This is a genomic window from Asanoa sp. NPDC049475 (assembly GCF_040676915.1).
Classification (GTDB): domain Bacteria; phylum Actinomycetota; class Actinomycetes; order Mycobacteriales; family Micromonosporaceae; genus Asanoa.
In genome coordinates, this window is the sequence record NZ_JBFAPY010000001.1 from 787,102 (window position 1) to 803,295 (window position 16,194).

At 71.5% G+C, this 16,194-nt stretch carries 19 protein-coding genes; 8 read left to right on the forward strand and 11 right to left on the reverse strand.

Annotation, left to right across the window (positions count from 1 at the left end):
• Positions 1-24 precede the first annotated feature (24 nt).
• From AB0J88_RS03750 to aroA, 10 genes are all read right to left on the reverse strand, one after another.
• Positions 25-660: a response regulator transcription factor gene (locus tag AB0J88_RS03750; protein WP_364357714.1), complete on the reverse strand. Its 636-nt coding sequence runs from the start codon at positions 658-660 to the stop codon at positions 25-27.
• A gap of 14 nt (positions 661-674) precedes the next feature.
• Entirely contained in the window at positions 675-1,988 is a 1,314-nt protein-coding gene (locus tag AB0J88_RS03755; RefSeq protein WP_364357711.1) for a sensor domain-containing protein, read from the reverse strand.
• Positions 1,989-2,005: 17 nt separating this feature from the next.
• Positions 2,006-2,776: an ABC transporter permease gene (locus AB0J88_RS03760; protein WP_364357708.1), complete on the reverse strand. Its 771-nt coding sequence runs from the start codon at positions 2,774-2,776 to the stop codon at positions 2,006-2,008.
• Complete coding sequence (locus AB0J88_RS03765; protein ID WP_364357705.1) at positions 2,773-3,498, reverse strand: ATP-binding cassette domain-containing protein; 726 nt, start codon at positions 3,496-3,498, stop codon at positions 2,773-2,775. Before AB0J88_RS03765 ends, AB0J88_RS03760 begins: the two co-directional genes overlap by 4 nt.
• A 76-nt stretch (positions 3,499-3,574) precedes the next feature.
• On the reverse strand, positions 3,575-4,294 hold the full coding sequence (locus AB0J88_RS03770; RefSeq protein ID WP_364357702.1) for an ATP-binding protein: 720 nt from the start codon (positions 4,292-4,294) through the stop codon (positions 3,575-3,577).
• A gap of 65 nt (positions 4,295-4,359) precedes the next feature.
• A complete protein-coding gene (locus AB0J88_RS03775; protein ID WP_364357699.1) occupies positions 4,360-5,238 on the reverse strand; it encodes an SDR family NAD(P)-dependent oxidoreductase in 879 nt (292 codons plus the stop codon).
• 73 nt (positions 5,239-5,311) lie between these two features.
• A complete protein-coding gene (locus AB0J88_RS03780) occupies positions 5,312-6,274 on the reverse strand; it encodes a hypothetical protein (protein ID WP_364357920.1) in 963 nt (320 codons plus the stop codon).
• Positions 6,275-6,435: 161 nt separating this feature from the next.
• Positions 6,436-7,230, reverse strand: a complete 795-nt coding sequence (gene hisN / locus AB0J88_RS03785) for a histidinol-phosphatase (RefSeq protein WP_364357696.1) — start codon at positions 7,228-7,230, stop codon at positions 6,436-6,438.
• Positions 7,231-7,244: 14 nt separating this feature from the next.
• Positions 7,245-8,213, reverse strand: a complete 969-nt coding sequence (gene rsgA / locus AB0J88_RS03790) for a ribosome small subunit-dependent GTPase A (RefSeq protein WP_364357917.1) — start codon at positions 8,211-8,213, stop codon at positions 7,245-7,247.
• Between the two features lie 52 nt (positions 8,214-8,265).
• Positions 8,266-9,555, reverse strand: a complete 1,290-nt coding sequence (aroA, locus tag AB0J88_RS03795) for a 3-phosphoshikimate 1-carboxyvinyltransferase (RefSeq protein ID WP_364357693.1) — start codon at positions 9,553-9,555, stop codon at positions 8,266-8,268.
• Positions 9,556-9,644: 89 nt separating this feature from the next.
• Between aroA and AB0J88_RS03800 the strand changes: the two genes are divergently transcribed.
• From AB0J88_RS03800 to AB0J88_RS03830, 7 genes are all read left to right on the forward strand, one after another.
• A complete protein-coding gene (locus tag AB0J88_RS03800; protein ID WP_364357690.1) occupies positions 9,645-10,358 on the forward strand; it encodes an SOS response-associated peptidase in 714 nt (237 codons plus the stop codon).
• Between the two features lie 228 nt (positions 10,359-10,586).
• Positions 10,587-10,976: a WhiB family transcriptional regulator gene (locus AB0J88_RS03805; RefSeq protein ID WP_090792851.1), complete on the forward strand. Its 390-nt coding sequence runs from the start codon at positions 10,587-10,589 to the stop codon at positions 10,974-10,976.
• A 30-nt stretch (positions 10,977-11,006) separates the two neighbouring features.
• Positions 11,007-11,621 (forward strand): alpha/beta family hydrolase, encoded by a 615-nt coding sequence (locus tag AB0J88_RS03810; RefSeq protein WP_364357686.1) that lies wholly within the window; start codon positions 11,007-11,009, stop codon positions 11,619-11,621.
• Positions 11,622-11,862: 241 nt separating this feature from the next.
• Positions 11,863-12,675 carry a sigma-70 family RNA polymerase sigma factor gene (locus tag AB0J88_RS03815; RefSeq protein WP_364357914.1) on the forward strand — a complete coding sequence of 271 codons (813 nt, stop codon included), beginning with the start codon at positions 11,863-11,865 and terminating at the stop codon, positions 12,673-12,675.
• Between the two features lie 6 nt (positions 12,676-12,681).
• Positions 12,682-12,942 (forward strand): mycothiol system anti-sigma-R factor, encoded by a 261-nt coding sequence (rsrA, locus tag AB0J88_RS03820; protein WP_364357683.1) that lies wholly within the window; start codon positions 12,682-12,684, stop codon positions 12,940-12,942.
• Between the two features lie 245 nt (positions 12,943-13,187).
• Positions 13,188-13,403, forward strand: a complete 216-nt coding sequence (locus AB0J88_RS03825) for a biotin/lipoyl-binding carrier protein (protein WP_364357680.1) — start codon at positions 13,188-13,190, stop codon at positions 13,401-13,403.
• Positions 13,400-13,900, forward strand: coding sequence for a GNAT family N-acetyltransferase (locus AB0J88_RS03830; protein WP_364357677.1), 501 nt, complete (start codon positions 13,400-13,402; stop codon positions 13,898-13,900). Before AB0J88_RS03825 ends, AB0J88_RS03830 begins: the two co-directional genes overlap by 4 nt.
• Here the strand turns inward: AB0J88_RS03830 and AB0J88_RS03835 are convergent.
• The gene (locus AB0J88_RS03835; RefSeq protein ID WP_364357674.1) at positions 13,890-14,444 is read right to left on the reverse strand and encodes a helix-turn-helix domain-containing protein; all 555 of its coding nucleotides are present in this window, start codon (positions 14,442-14,444) and stop codon (positions 13,890-13,892) included. The two genes, AB0J88_RS03830 and AB0J88_RS03835, sit on opposite strands and share 11 nt — an antisense overlap.
• Positions 14,445-14,556: 112 nt before the next feature.
• Between AB0J88_RS03835 and AB0J88_RS03840 the strand changes: the two genes are divergently transcribed.
• Complete coding sequence (locus AB0J88_RS03840) at positions 14,557-16,152, forward strand: MDR family MFS transporter (protein WP_364357671.1); 1,596 nt, start codon at positions 14,557-14,559, stop codon at positions 16,150-16,152.
• Positions 16,153-16,194 lie beyond the last annotated feature (42 nt).

Genomic DNA, 16,194 nt, shown 5'->3' on the forward strand with positions numbered 1-16,194 from the left:
TCCTCCTTGCTCGTGCCGCTGACGTTAGCCGCTGATGTGGCGCAGGACCGCCAGCACCCGGCGGTTGTCGTTGTCCGATGACGCCAGGCCGAGCTTCGCGAAGATGTTCGCCACGTGCTTCTCCACGACCCCCGGCGTGATGACCAGAGCCGCCGCGATCCCGGCGTTGGATCGTCCCTCGGCCATCAGAGCCAGCACCTCACGCTCGCGAGGGGTCAGCGACGCCGTGTCGCGGCCGGCGCGCATCAGGTGGCCGACCACCTCAGGGTCCAGTGCCGTGCCGCCGGAGGCCACCCGGGCCAGCGCGTCCACGAAGTCGGCGACATCCGCCACCCGGTCCTTGAGCAGATAGCCGACGCCGCTCGGGCGGTCGGCCAGCAGGCGGGTCGCGTAGCGGGTCTCCACGTACTGCGAGAACACCAGCACGCCGACGTCCGGATGGTCACGTCGGAGGGCGATCGCGGCACGCAGGCCCTCGTCGGTGTGCGTCGGTGGCATGCGGATGTCGACGACGGCCACGTCCGGTGAGGCGGCGGCGACCGCGGACCGCAGCGCGTCCGCGTCGGACACAGCCGCGCACACCTCGAAACCGCGGTCGGTGAGCAGCCGGACCAGCCCTTCGCGCATCATCGCGGCATCCTCCGCGATCACCACCCGCATGTCGTCGCCTCCGTTCACACGTGCATGGGCAGCTCGATGTCGACCCGGGTCGGACCACCGATCGGACTACGTACGCGCATCCGCCCGTCCACGACCGCGATGCGGCGGGCCAGTCCGGACAGGCCAGGGCCGTCGGGGTGAACCCCGCCGGTGCCGTCGTCCTCGACGGCCAGCAGCAGCTGCTCGCCGGACCGGACGACGGCGAGGTCGATCCGGCTCGCGTGGCTGTGCTTGGCCGCGTTCGCGAGCAGTTCGGCGGCACAGAAGTACGTGATGGTCTCGATCGCGGGCGCCGGGCGGTCGGGCAGCTCCACTTTCACCGCCACCGGGATGGCGCTGCTCGTCGCGAGCGTCGCCAGTGCGTCGCGCAGGCCGCTGTCGAGGATAGGCGGATGGATCCCGCGCACCAGGTCACGCAGGTCGGCCAGGGCGTCCTTCGCTCCACGGTGGGCGAGCGCCACCAGTTCGCGGGCCTGGGCGAGGTCGGGCGGCGGGCCGTCGACACCGAGCTTCTCGATCGCCATGCCGAGGTTCATCGCCAGCGTGGCCAGCCTGACCTGGGCGCCGTCGTGCAGGTCCCGTTCGAGGCTGCGCATCATCGTGGCCGCGTCGTCGATCGCACGGGCGCGGCTGAGCTGCAGCTCGCGTACCCGCTCGGCGAGCCGGCGCGGACCGAGCAGCCGGCGCATCGCGGCCAGGTCGGCGGACGTGCCGGCCCGCATCAGCCACGGCGCCACCAGCAGCATGGCCAAGCCCGCCGCGGCGACGAGGAACGTTCCGGCGAACGTACGCGTGCCGATGGTCCCGAACGGCGTCAGCGCCCAGACCGTCCCGAGGGTCGTGCCGGGCGGATGGTTGCGGAACAGCGGCCACCACACCGGGTAGCTGAGGTTGACCAGGCCGAACACGTAGCAAAACGCGCCGTACCCCTGTGGGATGGCCAGCGGCACCTTGAGCAGGCCGTATCCGACGGCGCGCCAGCCCGGCCCGTCGGAGACGACGGAGCCGGTCCGTTCGGGCGGTCCCTCCACGTGCGCGTCGAGCAGCCGGTCCGCGAGCGCGCGATGCACCGCACCCATCGTGCGCCCGATCGGGGTCGCCAGCACGACCAGGAGCGCGATGGTGAGCGGGATCAGGACCAGGAACGTCGGCGCGACGACAGGTGCCGGCTCTTGGGACATGGCTCCGGTCGCCCAGAGGACCAGAACTCCCAGAGCCGGCACGATCGCGGGTACGGCCAGGATCGCGGCGGCGCTGACCGCGCCGGCGACACAGAACACCGCCCGGCGCACGGCCAGGGTGGTGAACGGAGCGCGCAGCGCGGTCATCAGCCGATTGTCGCCGGTCAGGCGTCGCGGTGGCGGAGCAGCAGGCCGCCGCACAGGATCGCCGCCGCCGCGTAGCCGCACATCAGCAGCACGCTGACCCAGCCGGCGAACAGCCCGGGAATGGGCGAGGTGACCGCGATCGAGTTGAGCAACATCAACAGCGGGACGAAGCGGCCGACCGCGATGCCGTCCTCGCCGAACAGGCCGGCCACGATCATCGGGACGAACATCAGACCGAACAGCGTGCCGATCGCGGCGCCCGAGTGGCGCACGATCGTGCCGATTCCGACCCCGATCAGCGCGGTGGCGCCCAGGTAAACGCCCGTTAGCAGGACCGCGCGCAGGATCGGCCCGTTGCCGAGGGGGGCGGCCGGGATGGCGGTGCCGCGGATCGCCAACTGCCCGCCGAGATAGCCGGCGAAGCTCGCCACCAGGCCGACGGTAAGAGCCGCGCCGCCGCACACAACGGCCTTCGCGACCAGCACGGTTCGCCGCCGCGGGACCGCCGCGAACGTCGATCGGATCATCCCGGTGCCGTACTCGCCGGTCACCACGAGGACGCCGAGCGCTCCCAGGAGCAACTGCGCCAGGATGGCGCCGCCGAGGCTGTTGTTCAGGATCTGCGCTGCTGTGGCCACCGGGGTGTGTGACCGGTAGCCGAGTCCCACTCCGGCCCCAGCCGCCGCCATCGCGACCACCGCCGCGATCGCGAGCCACCACGTCGACCGCACGCTGGCGAGCTTGATCCGCTCCATCCGGACCGCGTGCCGGAACCCGTACCCGTTCATGACGCTCCCACTCCGCGATAGTCGGTGGCCTGCGAGGTGAGCCGGAAGAACGCGTCCTCCAGGCTGCCGTCGCAGGAGGCGAGCTCGGCGACGGTCGTCTCGGCCAGCAGCCGGCCGCGGCCTATGACCACGAGCCGGTCGGCGGTCAAGGCCATCTCGGCGATCAGGTGACTGGACACGAGCACTGTGCGGCCCTCGGCGGCGAGTCCCCGCAGCAGGTCCCGGATCCAGCGGATGCCCTCCGGATCCAGCCCGTTGACCGGCTCGTCGAGGAGCAGAACGGTCGGATCACCGAGCAGGGCGACGGCGACTCCGAGCCGCTGCCGCATGCCGAGCGAGTAGGTGCCGGCGCGCCGCCCCGCCACGTCGGACAGACCGACGACGCGGAGCACCTGCTCGACCCGCGAAACGGGGAGGTCGTTGCTGGCGGCGAGTGCGGCCAGGTGCGCGTAGGCGCTGCGTCCGGGATGGAACGCCCCGGCGTCGAGCAGCGCGCCGACCGTCCTCAACGGCCATTTCAGGTCCGCGTACGGGACGCCGCCCACCAGCGCCCGGCCCCGGTCGGGTGAGTCGAGGCCGAGGATCATCCGCATGGTCGTCGACTTGCCGGACCCGTTCGGGCCGAGGAAGCCGGTCACCACACCTGGCCGAACCTGGACGCTGAGCCCGTCGACGGCGATCCGGCGTCCGTACCGCTTGGTCAGCTCACAAATTTCGATCACACATCGACGCTAGGCACCGCGGGCGGCGCTCAGAAGCAGGAAACCATCCGACTCTGCCTGGGGGTTTCCACCCCTGTCAGTCGCCGTAGTCGGGTGCTACCACCGACCAGACAACCTTGCCGTCGGGTAGATCACTGACGCCCCAGCGCAGGGCCACCGCTTCGATCAGCAGGAGGCCACGGCCGCCGTACGCGGTGGTCGGGACCGGGCCGCCGTAGACCGGCAGCGCGGGTGACCAGTCGCGGACCGACAGGTGCAGGGTGTCGCCGTCGGCGCCCCGACCGACCAGGACCGTCATGGGCGTGTGCGCGTGCGCGACGACGTTGTTGACGAGCTCCGTGGCCGCGATGCAGGCCGGGCCGGCGACCTCCGGCATCTCCCAGCGGGCGCACGCCTCCGTGACCAGCTCGCGGGCGCGGCGGGCGGCGCCGGTCATCGGCTCCAGGCTCGCGCGCAGCAGGGTGTCGGGCGAGTGGCCGGCGGCGCGGCGGTCGCCGTCGGCGAGCCGGAAGCCCACGCCCCGCCACGGGTCCGCGACGGCCGGCGGCACGCTGATCACCGGTTGGCCGGCGGGCCAGTCCGCGGTCTCGCGGGCCACCTCGCCGAAGGTCGCCAGGACGGTCGGGTCGTCGATCCGTAGGCCGGTCACCTCGATGACCGCCGGCGTGCGGTCGGCGACGACGGACAGCAGGGCACCGCGCAGCGCCTGGGCCGACCGCTGGTCGAGCACACCCTGGAGCTGGACGACCGCGTACGGGTCGTCGTCGGCCACCAGAAAATGCACGTCGGTCGGCATGATCGCTCCATTGTGCATGTCGGGGACGTCCGTTCGTGCCCGCCCGGGCGCGTCATGAACGTTTGTCACCATCGCCGGCTCCGGGCGTTGCGGCGAGTGACTGCGGCGATGGTGCCGGCGGCGGTGCCGGCTGCGACGCCGATCATGGCGGATACGCGCAAGGTCATGCCACGCCGGGCCTCGACCGCCAGGGGCGACGGGCGCCAGCTGAACCGCAGGAGGGCGGCGGTACCGCCGGCGTACGCCTCCCGGCGCGGTCTGGTCAGCAACCGCACGATGGTGTGGGCCGCCACCTCCGGCGGCTGGACCGGCGGTGGCGGCGCGATGCGCCGGCCGGCGGCGTACCGGCGGACCGGTGCGGCGGTGCCGGCCGGCAGGACGGTGCAGATCGAGATCCGGCGCTCGCCGGTCACCCGCAGCTCCTGACGGACGGTGTCGGCGAGCCCGCGAACGCCCTGCTTCGCGGCGTTGTAGATCGACTGGTACGGCATGGCGATGGCGGCCAGCGCCGACGCGTTGTTGACCAGTACCCCGCCGCCGGACGCGCGCAGGTGCGGCAGCGCCGCGCGCATCCCGTACGCCGCGCCCAGCAGGTTGACCTCGACGACGCGGCGGAGCTGGGACAGCGGGATCTCCTCGAAGAGCCCTACCGCCCCCGTGGTCGCGTTGTTGACCCAGGCGTCCAGCCGCCCGAAGATCGCGACGGCGCTCTCGGCCAGGTGCGTCACGGCGGCCGGGTCGGTCACGTCGGTGGGCAGGACGGCTGTCCGGCCGCCGAACGCCCGGCAGCGCTCGGCGACCGCGTCCAGCGCGCTCTCGCCTCGGGCGGCCAGCACCACGGTGCCGCCGCCGCGGGCCACCTCCAGGGCCGTCGCCGCACCGGTGCCGCTCGACGCACCGGTGATCACGACCACCGATTGCGCGAGCGGGCGGGACAGCGCCATGCACGTCCGTTACCCCGTAGTGGGCGGCATCATGCGAACCGGTTTGGCGTCCGGTTCGAACCGCCCCGGGGAGCTATCGACCGCGGGGTCCGGAACTGGGCGGCGGGCCGGCCGGCATCGGCCGGGCGACGACGGTGCGCGCGGCGTCGGCCGCCACGTGCCGGGCGGCCAGTGCCCGGGCCTTGAGGGCGCGGGGGCCGGCGGTCAGGGCACGCGGACCGGGCTCGGCCGTGGCGTGGTGGTGCTGCGGCTCCGCGTACCGGGTCAGGCCGATCACGGCGGCCAGCGTGATGAAGAAGCCGAGGGCGGCCACCCACTCCCGCCCAGGGTGGATCTTGTCGCCGAGGAACAGCAGGCCGATCGCGGCGGCGGGCACGGCACCGGCGGCGTCCATCGAGGCGACCGCCGCGGTCGTCGAGCCGCGCTGCATGGCGAGGCCGAGCAGCAACTGGCCGAGCAGCGAGGCGCCGATCAGCACGTACAGCAGGGGGCTGGAGACGAACTCGCCGATGGTGTGGCTGGACGCCAGCGGGCGGCCGGCGACGGCGGCGGCCGAGAACGCCATGCCCGCCAGCGAGCCGAGGGCGACGGAGCCGGGTGCGCCGTGCATCCGGGCGGCGAACACGCCGATCAGCGCGATGACCGCGAGCCAGATCAGCAGGGCGACCAGGCCGCCGGAGCCGATCGAGTGCGCCGGCGCTGGTTTGGCCGAGATGACCAGGGCGAAGAGGCCACCGAAGAGCAGGGCCAGCAGGCCCACCTCGGCCTTGGGCAGTTTCCACCGAAGGATCAGGACACCGCACAGCGCGGTCACGCCGAGACCGGCGGACGCGGCCGCCTGCACGAGGAACAGCGGCAGGTCCCGGCGGGCGACGAAGGCCAGCAGGAAGCCGATGATCTGGAAGCTGAGCCCGTACAGGTAGATGCGGTGGCTGGCCAGCCGGACCAGGAGCTTGGGGTTGCACGAGGTGTGCAGCTTGGTCCGGGTCGCCGCGACCGACTGGAGGAGGTTGGCGACTCCATAGGCGATGATCATCGCCGCGAGGAAGCCCCAACTGGTGGACAGCACCCGCGCACAGTAACGGAGGTTTCTGCGGATCCGCTTGGCGACCGGCCGAACTGGCTAACCAGCGACTACGCCCCGTGTTGCGATCAAAACCACAGGTCAGATGACGGCTTATGAAATGCGACACACCGTCAGCTCAAGCGGGTAAGCACCTCTTCGTGAATTTTTCCGTTGGTGGCCACGGCGCTCCCACCAGACGGACCGACCTGCCCGCGCAGGTCCGTGAAGCTGCCACCGGCCTCGGTCACGATCGGGATCAGGGCGGCCACGTCCCAGAGCGAGAGCTCCGGCTCGACCATCACGTCGACGGCACCCTCGGCGAGGAGCATGTAGCCGTAGAAGTCGCCGTACGCCCGGCTCCGCCAGCTCTGCCGGATCAGGTCGAGCATCGGCTCCAGCCGACCGGTCTCCTCCCAGCCGTGCAGGCTGGAGTAGCAGAAGCTGGCGTCACCGATCCGGCGTACGCCGGAGACCCGAATGGGTGTGGCCGCCGCGGTGTGCCGGCCGGCGAACGCGCCGTGGCCGAGGGCGGCCCACCATCGCCGGCCGAGCGCCGGTGCGGAGACCAGACCGACCACCGGCTGGTCGCCTTCCATCAGCGCGATCAGCGTCGCCCAGATCGGCACGCCGCGGATGTAGTTCTTGGTGCCGTCGATCGGGTCGATCACCCACTGCCGCTGGCCCGGCCCGGCGGGCGCCTGGGTCGCGCCGTACTCCTCGCCGAGCACGCCGTCCCGTGGCCGGGTGCGGGCGAGGGTGGCCCGCAACGCCCGTTCCACGGCCTGGTCGGCGTCCGAGACGGGCGTCAGGTCGGGCTTGGACTCCACCCGGAGGTCGAGGGCCCGGAACCGGTCCATCGAGATCTTGTCCGCGGTGTCGGCGAGAACGTGGGCGAGCGAAAGGTCGTCCGCATACCGGGGGGCCATGGGGGAAGACGCTACTAGTTTTCGGTGTCCTCACCGGCGCGGGAGGCGAGCAGGCGGCGGTACGAGGCGAGCCGGCGCGGGTCGGCGTTGCCGGCCTCGACCCAGGCGTCGAGCGCGCAGTCGATGTCGTTGGGAGTGTGCTCGCAGTTCGGCCGGCATTCGACCGTTCCCTCGACCAGGTCCGGGAAGCCGTGCAGCAGGCTGTCCGCCGAGACATGGGCCAGACCGAAGCTGCGTACGCCAGGCGTGTCGATGATCCAGGCGTCGTCGCCGGGCAGCCGCAACGCCACCGCGCTGGTCGAGGTGTGCCGACCGCGGCCGATCGCGCTGACCACTCCGACCGCCCGGTCGGCGTCCGGCACGAGCCGGTTGACCAGCGTCGACTTGCCCACGCCGGAGTGGCCCACCATGACCGAGACCTGACCGGCCAGCCGCTCGTGCAGCTCCGCGAGGTCGGAGTCCGGTCGCACCAGCACGTGCGGCAGGTCCAGTTCGGCGTAGTAGTCGAGCACCTCCGCCGGACCGGCCAGGTCGGCCTTCGTGAGGCACAGCAGCGGCTCGATGTCGGCGTCGTACGCGGCGACCAGGCAGCGGTCGATGAACCCGGTGCGCGGCGGGGGATCGGACAGCGAGCTGACGATCACGAGCTGGTCGGCGTTGGCCACGACGACCCGCTCCAGGCGGCCTTCCGGCGTGCTGTCGTCGTCGTCCGCGGTGCGCCGCAGCACCGAGGTGCGCTCGGCGATCCGGACGATCCGCGCCAGGGCTCCGTCCGCACCCGAGGTGTCGCCGACCAGCGAGACCCGGTCGCCGACGACCACCGACTTGCGGCCGAGCTCGCGGGCGCGCATCGAGGTGACGGCCGCGGTGCCGAGCTGGACCCCGTAGCGACCCCGGTCGACCGCGAAGACGAAACCCTCGACCGCGTCGTCGTGCTTGGGCCGCGTCCGGGTACGCGGACGGGAGGAGCGCCCGGGGCGCACCCGCACGTCGTCCTCGTCGTACTCCCGTCGCTTGCCCGCCAGTGCCTTCTCCCTACTTGCCGGTCACCATCGCTGACCATAGTGCCGGGAAGTCGGGCATGGTCTTCGAGGTGCATGCCACGTCGTCGAGCTCGACGCCCGGCACCACGAGACCGACCACGGCGCCGGCGTGCGCCATCCGGTGGTCGTCGTAGGTGTGGAACACCCCGCCCCGCAGCGGCCGGGGCGTGATCTCGAGGTCGTCGGCGGTGTCGGTGACGGACGCGCCGAGCGCGCCCAGCTCCCGGGCCAGCGCGGTCAGCCGGTCGGTCTCGTGGCCCCGGATGTGACCGATGCCGCGCAGCCGCGACGGTGAGTCGGCCAGCGCCGCGAGCGCCGCCAGCACCGGGGTCATCTCGCCGACCTCGGACAGGTCGGCGTCGAGGCCGTGCACCACGCCGGTGCCCCGCACGGTCAGCCCGTCGGTGCCGAGGGTGACCTCGCCGCCCATCTGGCCCAGCAGCGCGCGGAGGCGCTCGACCGGCTGGGCGCTGCTGCGCGGCCAGCCGAGCAGGGTCACCGACCCGCCGGTGACCAGGGCGGCGGCGAAGAACGGCATGGCGCCGGAGAGGTCGGGCTCGATCGTCCAGCCCCGCCCGGTCAGCTTGCCGGGCTCGACCGACCACACGTCGCGGACCGAGTCGTCGATCCCGGCGCCGGCGGCGCGCAGCATCTGCACGGTCATCCGGACGTGCGGCGCCGACGGCATCGCCGGACCGACGTGGCGCACCACGACGCCGCGGTCGAAGTCGGGCGCGGCCAGCAGCAGGCCGGAGACGAGCTGGCTGGAGGCGGACGCGTCGAGCACCACCTCGCCACCGGTGACCCGGCCGGTGCCCCGCACGGTCAGGGGCAGGCCGCCGCTGGGTGCGGCGTCGATGCTGACGCCGAGCGAGCGCAGGGCGTCGAGCAGCGGGCGCAGGGGGCGCTGCCGGACCGAGGGGTCGCCGTCGAAGGTGACCGGGCCCTGGGCCAGACCGGCGATCGCCGGCATGAACCGCAGCACCGTGCCGGCCTGGCCGACGTCGACGTGGGCCGGACCCTGCAACGTGCCGGGCCGGACCACCCAGCGCTCGTCGTCGACCGTGGAGACGCTGACGCCCATCGCGCGCAGGCCGCCGGCCATCATCTCGGTGTCGCGCGCCCGCAGCGGGCGGGCCAGCGTCGACGGCCCGACCCCGATCGCGCTGAGGACCAGCGCGCGGGCGGTCATCGACTTGGAGCCGGGCAGTTGGACGGTCGCGGCGACCGGCTCTGCGGCGGTCGGCGGGGTCCACGGAACGTGCGCGGTCTGGTTGGCCACGTATTCCAGTCTGACCTGCCCGGGACCCGAACCGCGATCGACATTCGGCGCTCCCGCGTGCCGGGATGGTGTGCGCTAGCGTGACGGGCATGTGCGGGCGGTACGCGACCACGAAGGACGCGCCTGACCTCAGTGCGCTCTTCGAGGCGTTCGACGACACCCGCGACGCTCTGGTGGCCGACTACAACGTCGCGCCGACCGACCCGGTGCCCGTCGTCCGGATGTCGGCACGGTTGGGCGGGCGGACGCTGTCGGTGGCCCGGTGGGGGTTGGTGCCGAGCTGGGCGGGCGACACCAAAGGCGCGGCTCGCATGATCAACGCGCGGGCCGAGACGGTCGCCACCACTCCGGCGTACGCGCGGGCGTTCGCCGGCCGACGCTGCCTGATCCCGGCCGACGGCTGGTACGAGTGGGTGCGCTCGCCGGGCGGCGGCAAGCAGGCCTATTTCATGACGGCGCCCGAGCCCGTGGTGTTCGGCGGCCTCTGGGCCGCGTGGGGCGAGGCGAAGCAGCTCACCTCCAGCATCGTCACCATGCCGGCGCTGGGTGACCTGGCGCTCGTGCACAACCGGATGCCGCTGGTGCTCGCGCCCGACCGGTGGGAGGCGTGGCTGGCCGGCGGCGGCGATGCGGCCGACCTGCTGGCCCCGCCGAGCGACGCGACGCTGGCCGGCATCGAGATCCGCCCGGTCGGCGCCGGCGTCGGCGACGTGCGCAACGACGGCCCCGGTCTGGTCGCCCGCGTGGCGGCACCGGCGTTGGCCGCACCACGCGAAGAGCCGGTCGAACTGACCCTCTTTTGATCATCGATTCACAGCGGTTGATTTTTCCCTTTCTGTCAATCTTGTATTGATTTCTTGCAGCCGACTTTCCGCAGGTTCGTTGCAAACCCTTGTATCCGCCATCACGAGTGCGATAGAACACAGCGCCGGCAATGGGTGCCTTCTCGCACCGGGCGACGACACCCATTGGTCCTTGATCTTCCGCTCTATGTGGCGGAAAGCCGGCCCCACGGGGGAGGTGGGTTGTTGATGACACGGGCGCGAATGCCACGCCCGCATGAGGTCGCCGCCGCACGTCGTGATCCACGATTGCTGCGCGCCTCGGCCGAACGACAGCTCGACGAGGCTTGGCGCACGCGTGGCCTGTGCCAGACCGTCGATCCGGAGACGTTCTTTCCCGCACCGAGCGAGCCGGCCGACACGGCGATCGCCCTGTGCCGCACCTGCGACGTGCAGGGCGCGTGCCTGGCGTGGGCGCTCGAGGTCGGCGACTGCCACGGCGTGTGGGGTGGCACCACCCCGCGCGAGCGGCGGGCGATGCTCGTCGCCTGGCGCGGTCAGCTGACCCGGGGTGCCGAGACCATCGACTCGGGGCCACCGATGCGCGACCTTTCGCTCGAACTGGTGCCGGTCAGCTGACCTGAGCCTCCTGGCCAGCACAATGGGGCCATGGGGGTCACACAGATCGCGACACCGCACGGACCGGCCGTCGCCGAGACCGACGAGGCGACCGGTCGGCCGGCGGCACTGCTCGTGCTCGGGCACGGCGCCGGTGGGGGAGTCGAGGCACCCGACCTGATGGCGGTCCGCCGCGCCGCGCTGGCGGCCGGCATCACGGTGGTGCGGGTGACCCAGCCCTATCGGGTCGCCGGGCGGCGGGCTCCGGCCCCCGCGGCGCAGCTCGATGCCGCGTGGTCTGCGGTGGTGCACGAGATCGTCAAGGGCTACCCCGACCCACCGCCGCTGGTGGTCGGCGGTCGGTCCAGCGGTGCCAGGGTGGCCTGCCGCACCTCGGTCGCCCTCGGCGCGGCCGGGATCGTCTGCCTGGCCTTCCCGCTGCACCCGCCGGGGCGGCCCGAGCGGTCCAGGGCCGCCGAGCTGCTCACCGGCGTGCCCACGCTGGTGGTCAACGGCGACCGTGACCCGTTCGGGGTGCCCGACGCGTCGCCCGGTGTCGAGGTCGCGGTCCGTCCTGGCCAGCGGCACGACCTGCGGGGCGACCCGCGCGGGCTGGGGCAGCTGGTGGTGGAGTGGCTGCGGGGCAAGGGTTGGGCCAGTCCGTAACCGGGGCCGTGAGTGACTCGTTGCACTCAGTGAGCCAGGCATGCCCTGGGGACTCCCTCCACGAGTCCGCGGACCCCCCGGTCCGCATCAACCTCCCAGGCCCACCTGGTCCCGGGGATTTCCATCCCCGGGACCAGTGGGTTGCCAGGACTGAGCCCCGTGGGTTGACCTGGGGAATTCGCAGGTGCCCGCCCTTGTTGCAGCCGTCGTACGTGCAAAGACGGCGAGGGGGCTTCACCCAGTGCGAGCAGCTACGCGGGAAAACCGCGAGACTGGCCGGTTCCGGGCACTTTTGTCCGCGCCCGAATGGCCGGCGAGCGACGTTACTCACGGCCTGATCCGGGGCAACCAACCCACAACTGAGACTGTCGAGAGCGCGCGCCGCGTATCCTCGGCGGAACAGTTGAGGGGGGACGTGCGCTTGACGCAGCCGGAGAAGACCCGAACCGAGGAGCCGACCGACGAGCGGCGGGCCCGGTTCGAGCGGGACGCGCTGCCCTTCGTCGACCAGCTCTACGCCGCGGCCCTGCGGATGACCCGCAACCCGGCCGACGCGGAGGACCTGGTCCAGGAGACGTTCCTCAAGGCCTACGCCGCCTTCCACCAGTTCGAGGAAGGCACCAACCTCAAGGCGTGGCTCTACCGGATCCTCACCAACACCTACATCAACTCGTACCGCCGGCGGCAGCGCCAGCCCGTCCAGGCGCCGACCGAGGAGATCACCGACTGGCAGCTCGCCAGCGCGGAGTCGCACACCTCGAGCGGCCTGCGCTCGGCGGAGACCGAGGCGCTCGACCGGCTGCCCGACAGCGACGTGAAGAACGCGCTGCAGCAGCTGCCGGAGGAGTTCCGGCTGGCCGTCTACCTGGCTGATGTCGAAGGTTTCTCGTACAAGGAGATCGCCGACATCATGAACACGCCGATCGGTACGGTCATGTCGCGACTTCACCGCGGTCGGCGGAACCTGCGCAACCTGCTGGAGCGCTACGCTGCGGATCGAGGCTTCACCCGCACCCCATCGGGTGACGCTGCCGCTGCCCGCCAGGAGGTGTGAGGAACCGTGAGTTGCGGTAACCCCCACGAGACCGACTGCAGCGAAGTGCTCGAAGAGGTCTACCTCTATCTCGACCTCGAATGCGCCGACGAGCGCCGCGAGCTGATCCGCGAGCACCTCGACGAGTGCCACCCGTGCTTGCGCGAATACGGCATCGAGCAGGAGGTCAAGGCGCTGGTCGCCCGCTGCTGCGGCAACGAGACCGCACCGACCGAGCTGCTGGCCCGCCTGCGCGGGAAGCTCTCGGAGCTACGAACAGACGTATAAAAGCTCGTCGCCGGCCCTACGGGGCCGGCGACGTGGTTTTTCAGCTGTTCGGGCGCTTGCCGTGGTTGGCGGCGCTCTTCTTACGGGCCTTCTTCTTGCGGCTCTTCTTCGCCATGTCGACCTCCGTCCCTCAAGTGACCCGACGATCGTAGTCGGCCCGCCAGGGGCGCACCGACGGCCGGCACATGGTTGGATGCTGACGCGGCCCGTGAGGCGCCGTAGATGCCGGCAGGGAGGACCACACGATGGCTGACGAGATCCGCGCCGAGATGGTGGCGAACGTGTGGAAGGTCGTCGCGGCGCCCGGCGACACCGTCGCCGAGGGCGACACGCTGGTCATCCTCGAGTCGATGAAGATGGAGATCCCGGTCATCGCCGAGTCCGGCGGCACCCTGGCACAGCTCGCCGTCAACGAGGGCGACGTCGTCCAGGAGGGCGACCTGATCGCCGTCATCGAATGACGGTGCGGATCCGCCCGGCGACGCCGGCCGACTTCCCGGCGATCGCGCGCTTCACCGTCGACGCCTACCGCGCCGACGGGCAGCTCGCCGGCGACCACGGCTACGACAAGAAGCTGGCCGACGTCGAGACGCGGGCCGAGGCCGGCGTGCTGCTGGTCGCCGTCGACGACGAGTCCGGCCAGGTGCTGGGCTCGGTCACCTTCGTGCTGCCCGGCAGCGCGTACGCGGAGCTGTCCGGTCCCGGCGAGGCCGAGTTCCGGATGCTCGCCGTCGACCCGGCCGCGCAGGGTCGCGGCGCGGGCGAGGCGCTGGCGCGGGCCTGCCTCCAGCGGGCCACCGACCTCGGGTGCCAGGCGGTGGTGATCTGCGTGCGCAGCTTCTCCGAGCCGGCCAAGCGCCTCTATGCCCGCCTCGGCTTCGTCCGCGTGCCCGAGCGCGACTGGTCGCCCTTCCCGGGCGTCGAGCTCGAGGCGCTCCGGCTGCCGCTCACGGGCTGATCCGCGGCCGCCACAGGTCTTCGGCCACGTCGAGGGCGACCCGCTTGCGCTCCTCGATCGGGATGTCCTGCCGGATCGCGAACCAGCTGCCGTGCACCGCGAAGAGGGCCAGCGCCGCGCGCAGCTGCTCGGTCGGGTCGTCGACGTCGTCGGCCATCAAGGACGCCACCCGGAGCATCCGGTCGCGCATCCCCATCCCGGCCGACATGGTCTTGACGACCGTCTGGTTCTGCTCGAAGAACCGCATCACGGACGGGTGATTGCTGGCGAAGAACTCGTCGGCGTAGCGGGCGAGCAACTCCTGCCGCCGCTCCAGCCCGGGCGGCTGTGCCTGTGCCCATTCGATGATCTCGTCGAGTCGCGCCAGCCGGTCCTCGGAGAAGCTGGAGACGATCTCGTCCTTGCTCTTGAAGTGGTAGTAGAGGGCAGCCTTGGTCACGCCGAGCCGCTCGGCGATCTCCCGGAGCGAGGTCTTCTCATACCCGTTCTCCGTGAAGAGCTCGAGCGCGACGGCCTGGATCCGGCCTCGCGTGCTCTCGACCACCCTTGTCTCCTTAACTAACTTGACGACCGGTTAGCAAGCAGCTTACCGTGCGGCTAGTAAGTTCAACTAGCCGGGCGGCAAGTAAGTCCCATCACGCTGGGGGGCGTACCCAATGACCACCGTCGCGCCACAAACCATCGCGCCACAGAAGATCCGAGGCATTCTCGCCGGTCTGATGATCGCGATGATGCTCGCGATGCTCGACAACATGATCGTCAGCACGGCGCTGCCGCGCATCGTCAGCGAGTTCGGGGGCATCGACCATTTCACGTGGGTCGTCACCGCCTACGTGCTCGGCACGACCGTCTCGACGCCGATCTGGGGCAAGCTCGGCGACCTCTACGGACGCAAATCCATCTTCCTGACGTCGATCATTATCTTCCTGATCGGCTCGGCTCTCTGCGGAATGGCCGGCTCCGCGATGCTGGGCGGCAAGGCCGACGGCATGATCGAGCTCATCGCGTTCCGGGCCGTGCAGGGCCTCGGCGCCGGCGGCCTGATGGTCGGCGTCATGGCGATCATCGGTGACCTGGTGCCGCCCCGCGAGCGCGGCCGCTATCAGGGCATGATCGCCGGCATCATGGCGATCGCGATGGTCGCCGGCCCGCTGGTCGGCGGCTTCATCACCGACAACCTGTCGTGGCGCTGGGCGTTCTACGTCAACCTGCCGCTCGGCGGCCTGGCCCTGCTGGTGCTGGCCACCCGGATGCACCTGCCGCGCTACCGCACCGAGCACCGGATCGACTACCTCGGCGCCGGGCTGCTGTCCGTCGGCATCACCGCGCTCGTGCTGATCACCACCTGGGGCGGCAACGAGTACGACTGGATGTCGCCGCAGATCCTCGGCCTCGCCGTGCTGACCGTGGCGGCGCTGGCGGTGTTCGCCGTCGTCGAGCGCCGCGCGCCCGAGCCGATCCTGCCGCTGCACCTGTTCCTCAACCGCAACTTCGCCCTGATCTCCGGAGTCGGCTTCCTGCTCGGCTTCGCGATGTTCGGCGCGATGAACTTCCTGCCGCTGTTCCAGCAGACCGTGCAGGGTGCCTCGGCGACCAACAGCGGCCTGCTGCTGTTGCCGCTGATGTTCGGCATGCTGGTCGTCTCCGTGATCACCGGCCGGGTCATCACCAAGACCGGCCGCTACCGGATCTTCCCGATCCTCGGCGGCGTGGCCCTGCTCGCCGGCATGGCGCTGCTGGCCACGATCAACGCCGAGACCACGAAGACGATCCTCGCGCTCTACATGGTCGTGCTCGGCGTCGGCATGGGCTTCCTGATGCAGACCTCGATGCTGATCGCCCAGAACAGCGTCGAGCAGAAGGACCTCGGTGCGGGCAGCGGCGCCGCCACGTTCTTTCGCTCCATCGGCGGCTCGATCGGCATCGCGCTCTTCGGCGCGCTCTTCGTGCACCACCTGGCGAAGTCGCCGGCCGGCGCGGCCCTGGCGGGCGACGGCGGGGGCGCGGGCGTCAACCCGACCGCCCTCCAGAACCTGCCCGCCCAGATCCGCGACGGCGTGATGAGCGGCCTGGCCGACTCGATCGCGTACGTGTTCGTCTGGGCAGCCGTGATCGTCATCCTCGTGCCGGTCCTGGCCTGGTTCGTCAAGGAGATCCCGCTCCGCGGCTCCGGCGACCAGGGCGGCCAGAAGGAGACCCCGGCCGACGACGCCGAGGTGGCCCTGGCCAAGGCCGAATCCATCGCCGACTGAGGCAACGGTCGAGAAAGCCCCCGGAGATCCTCCGGGGGCTTC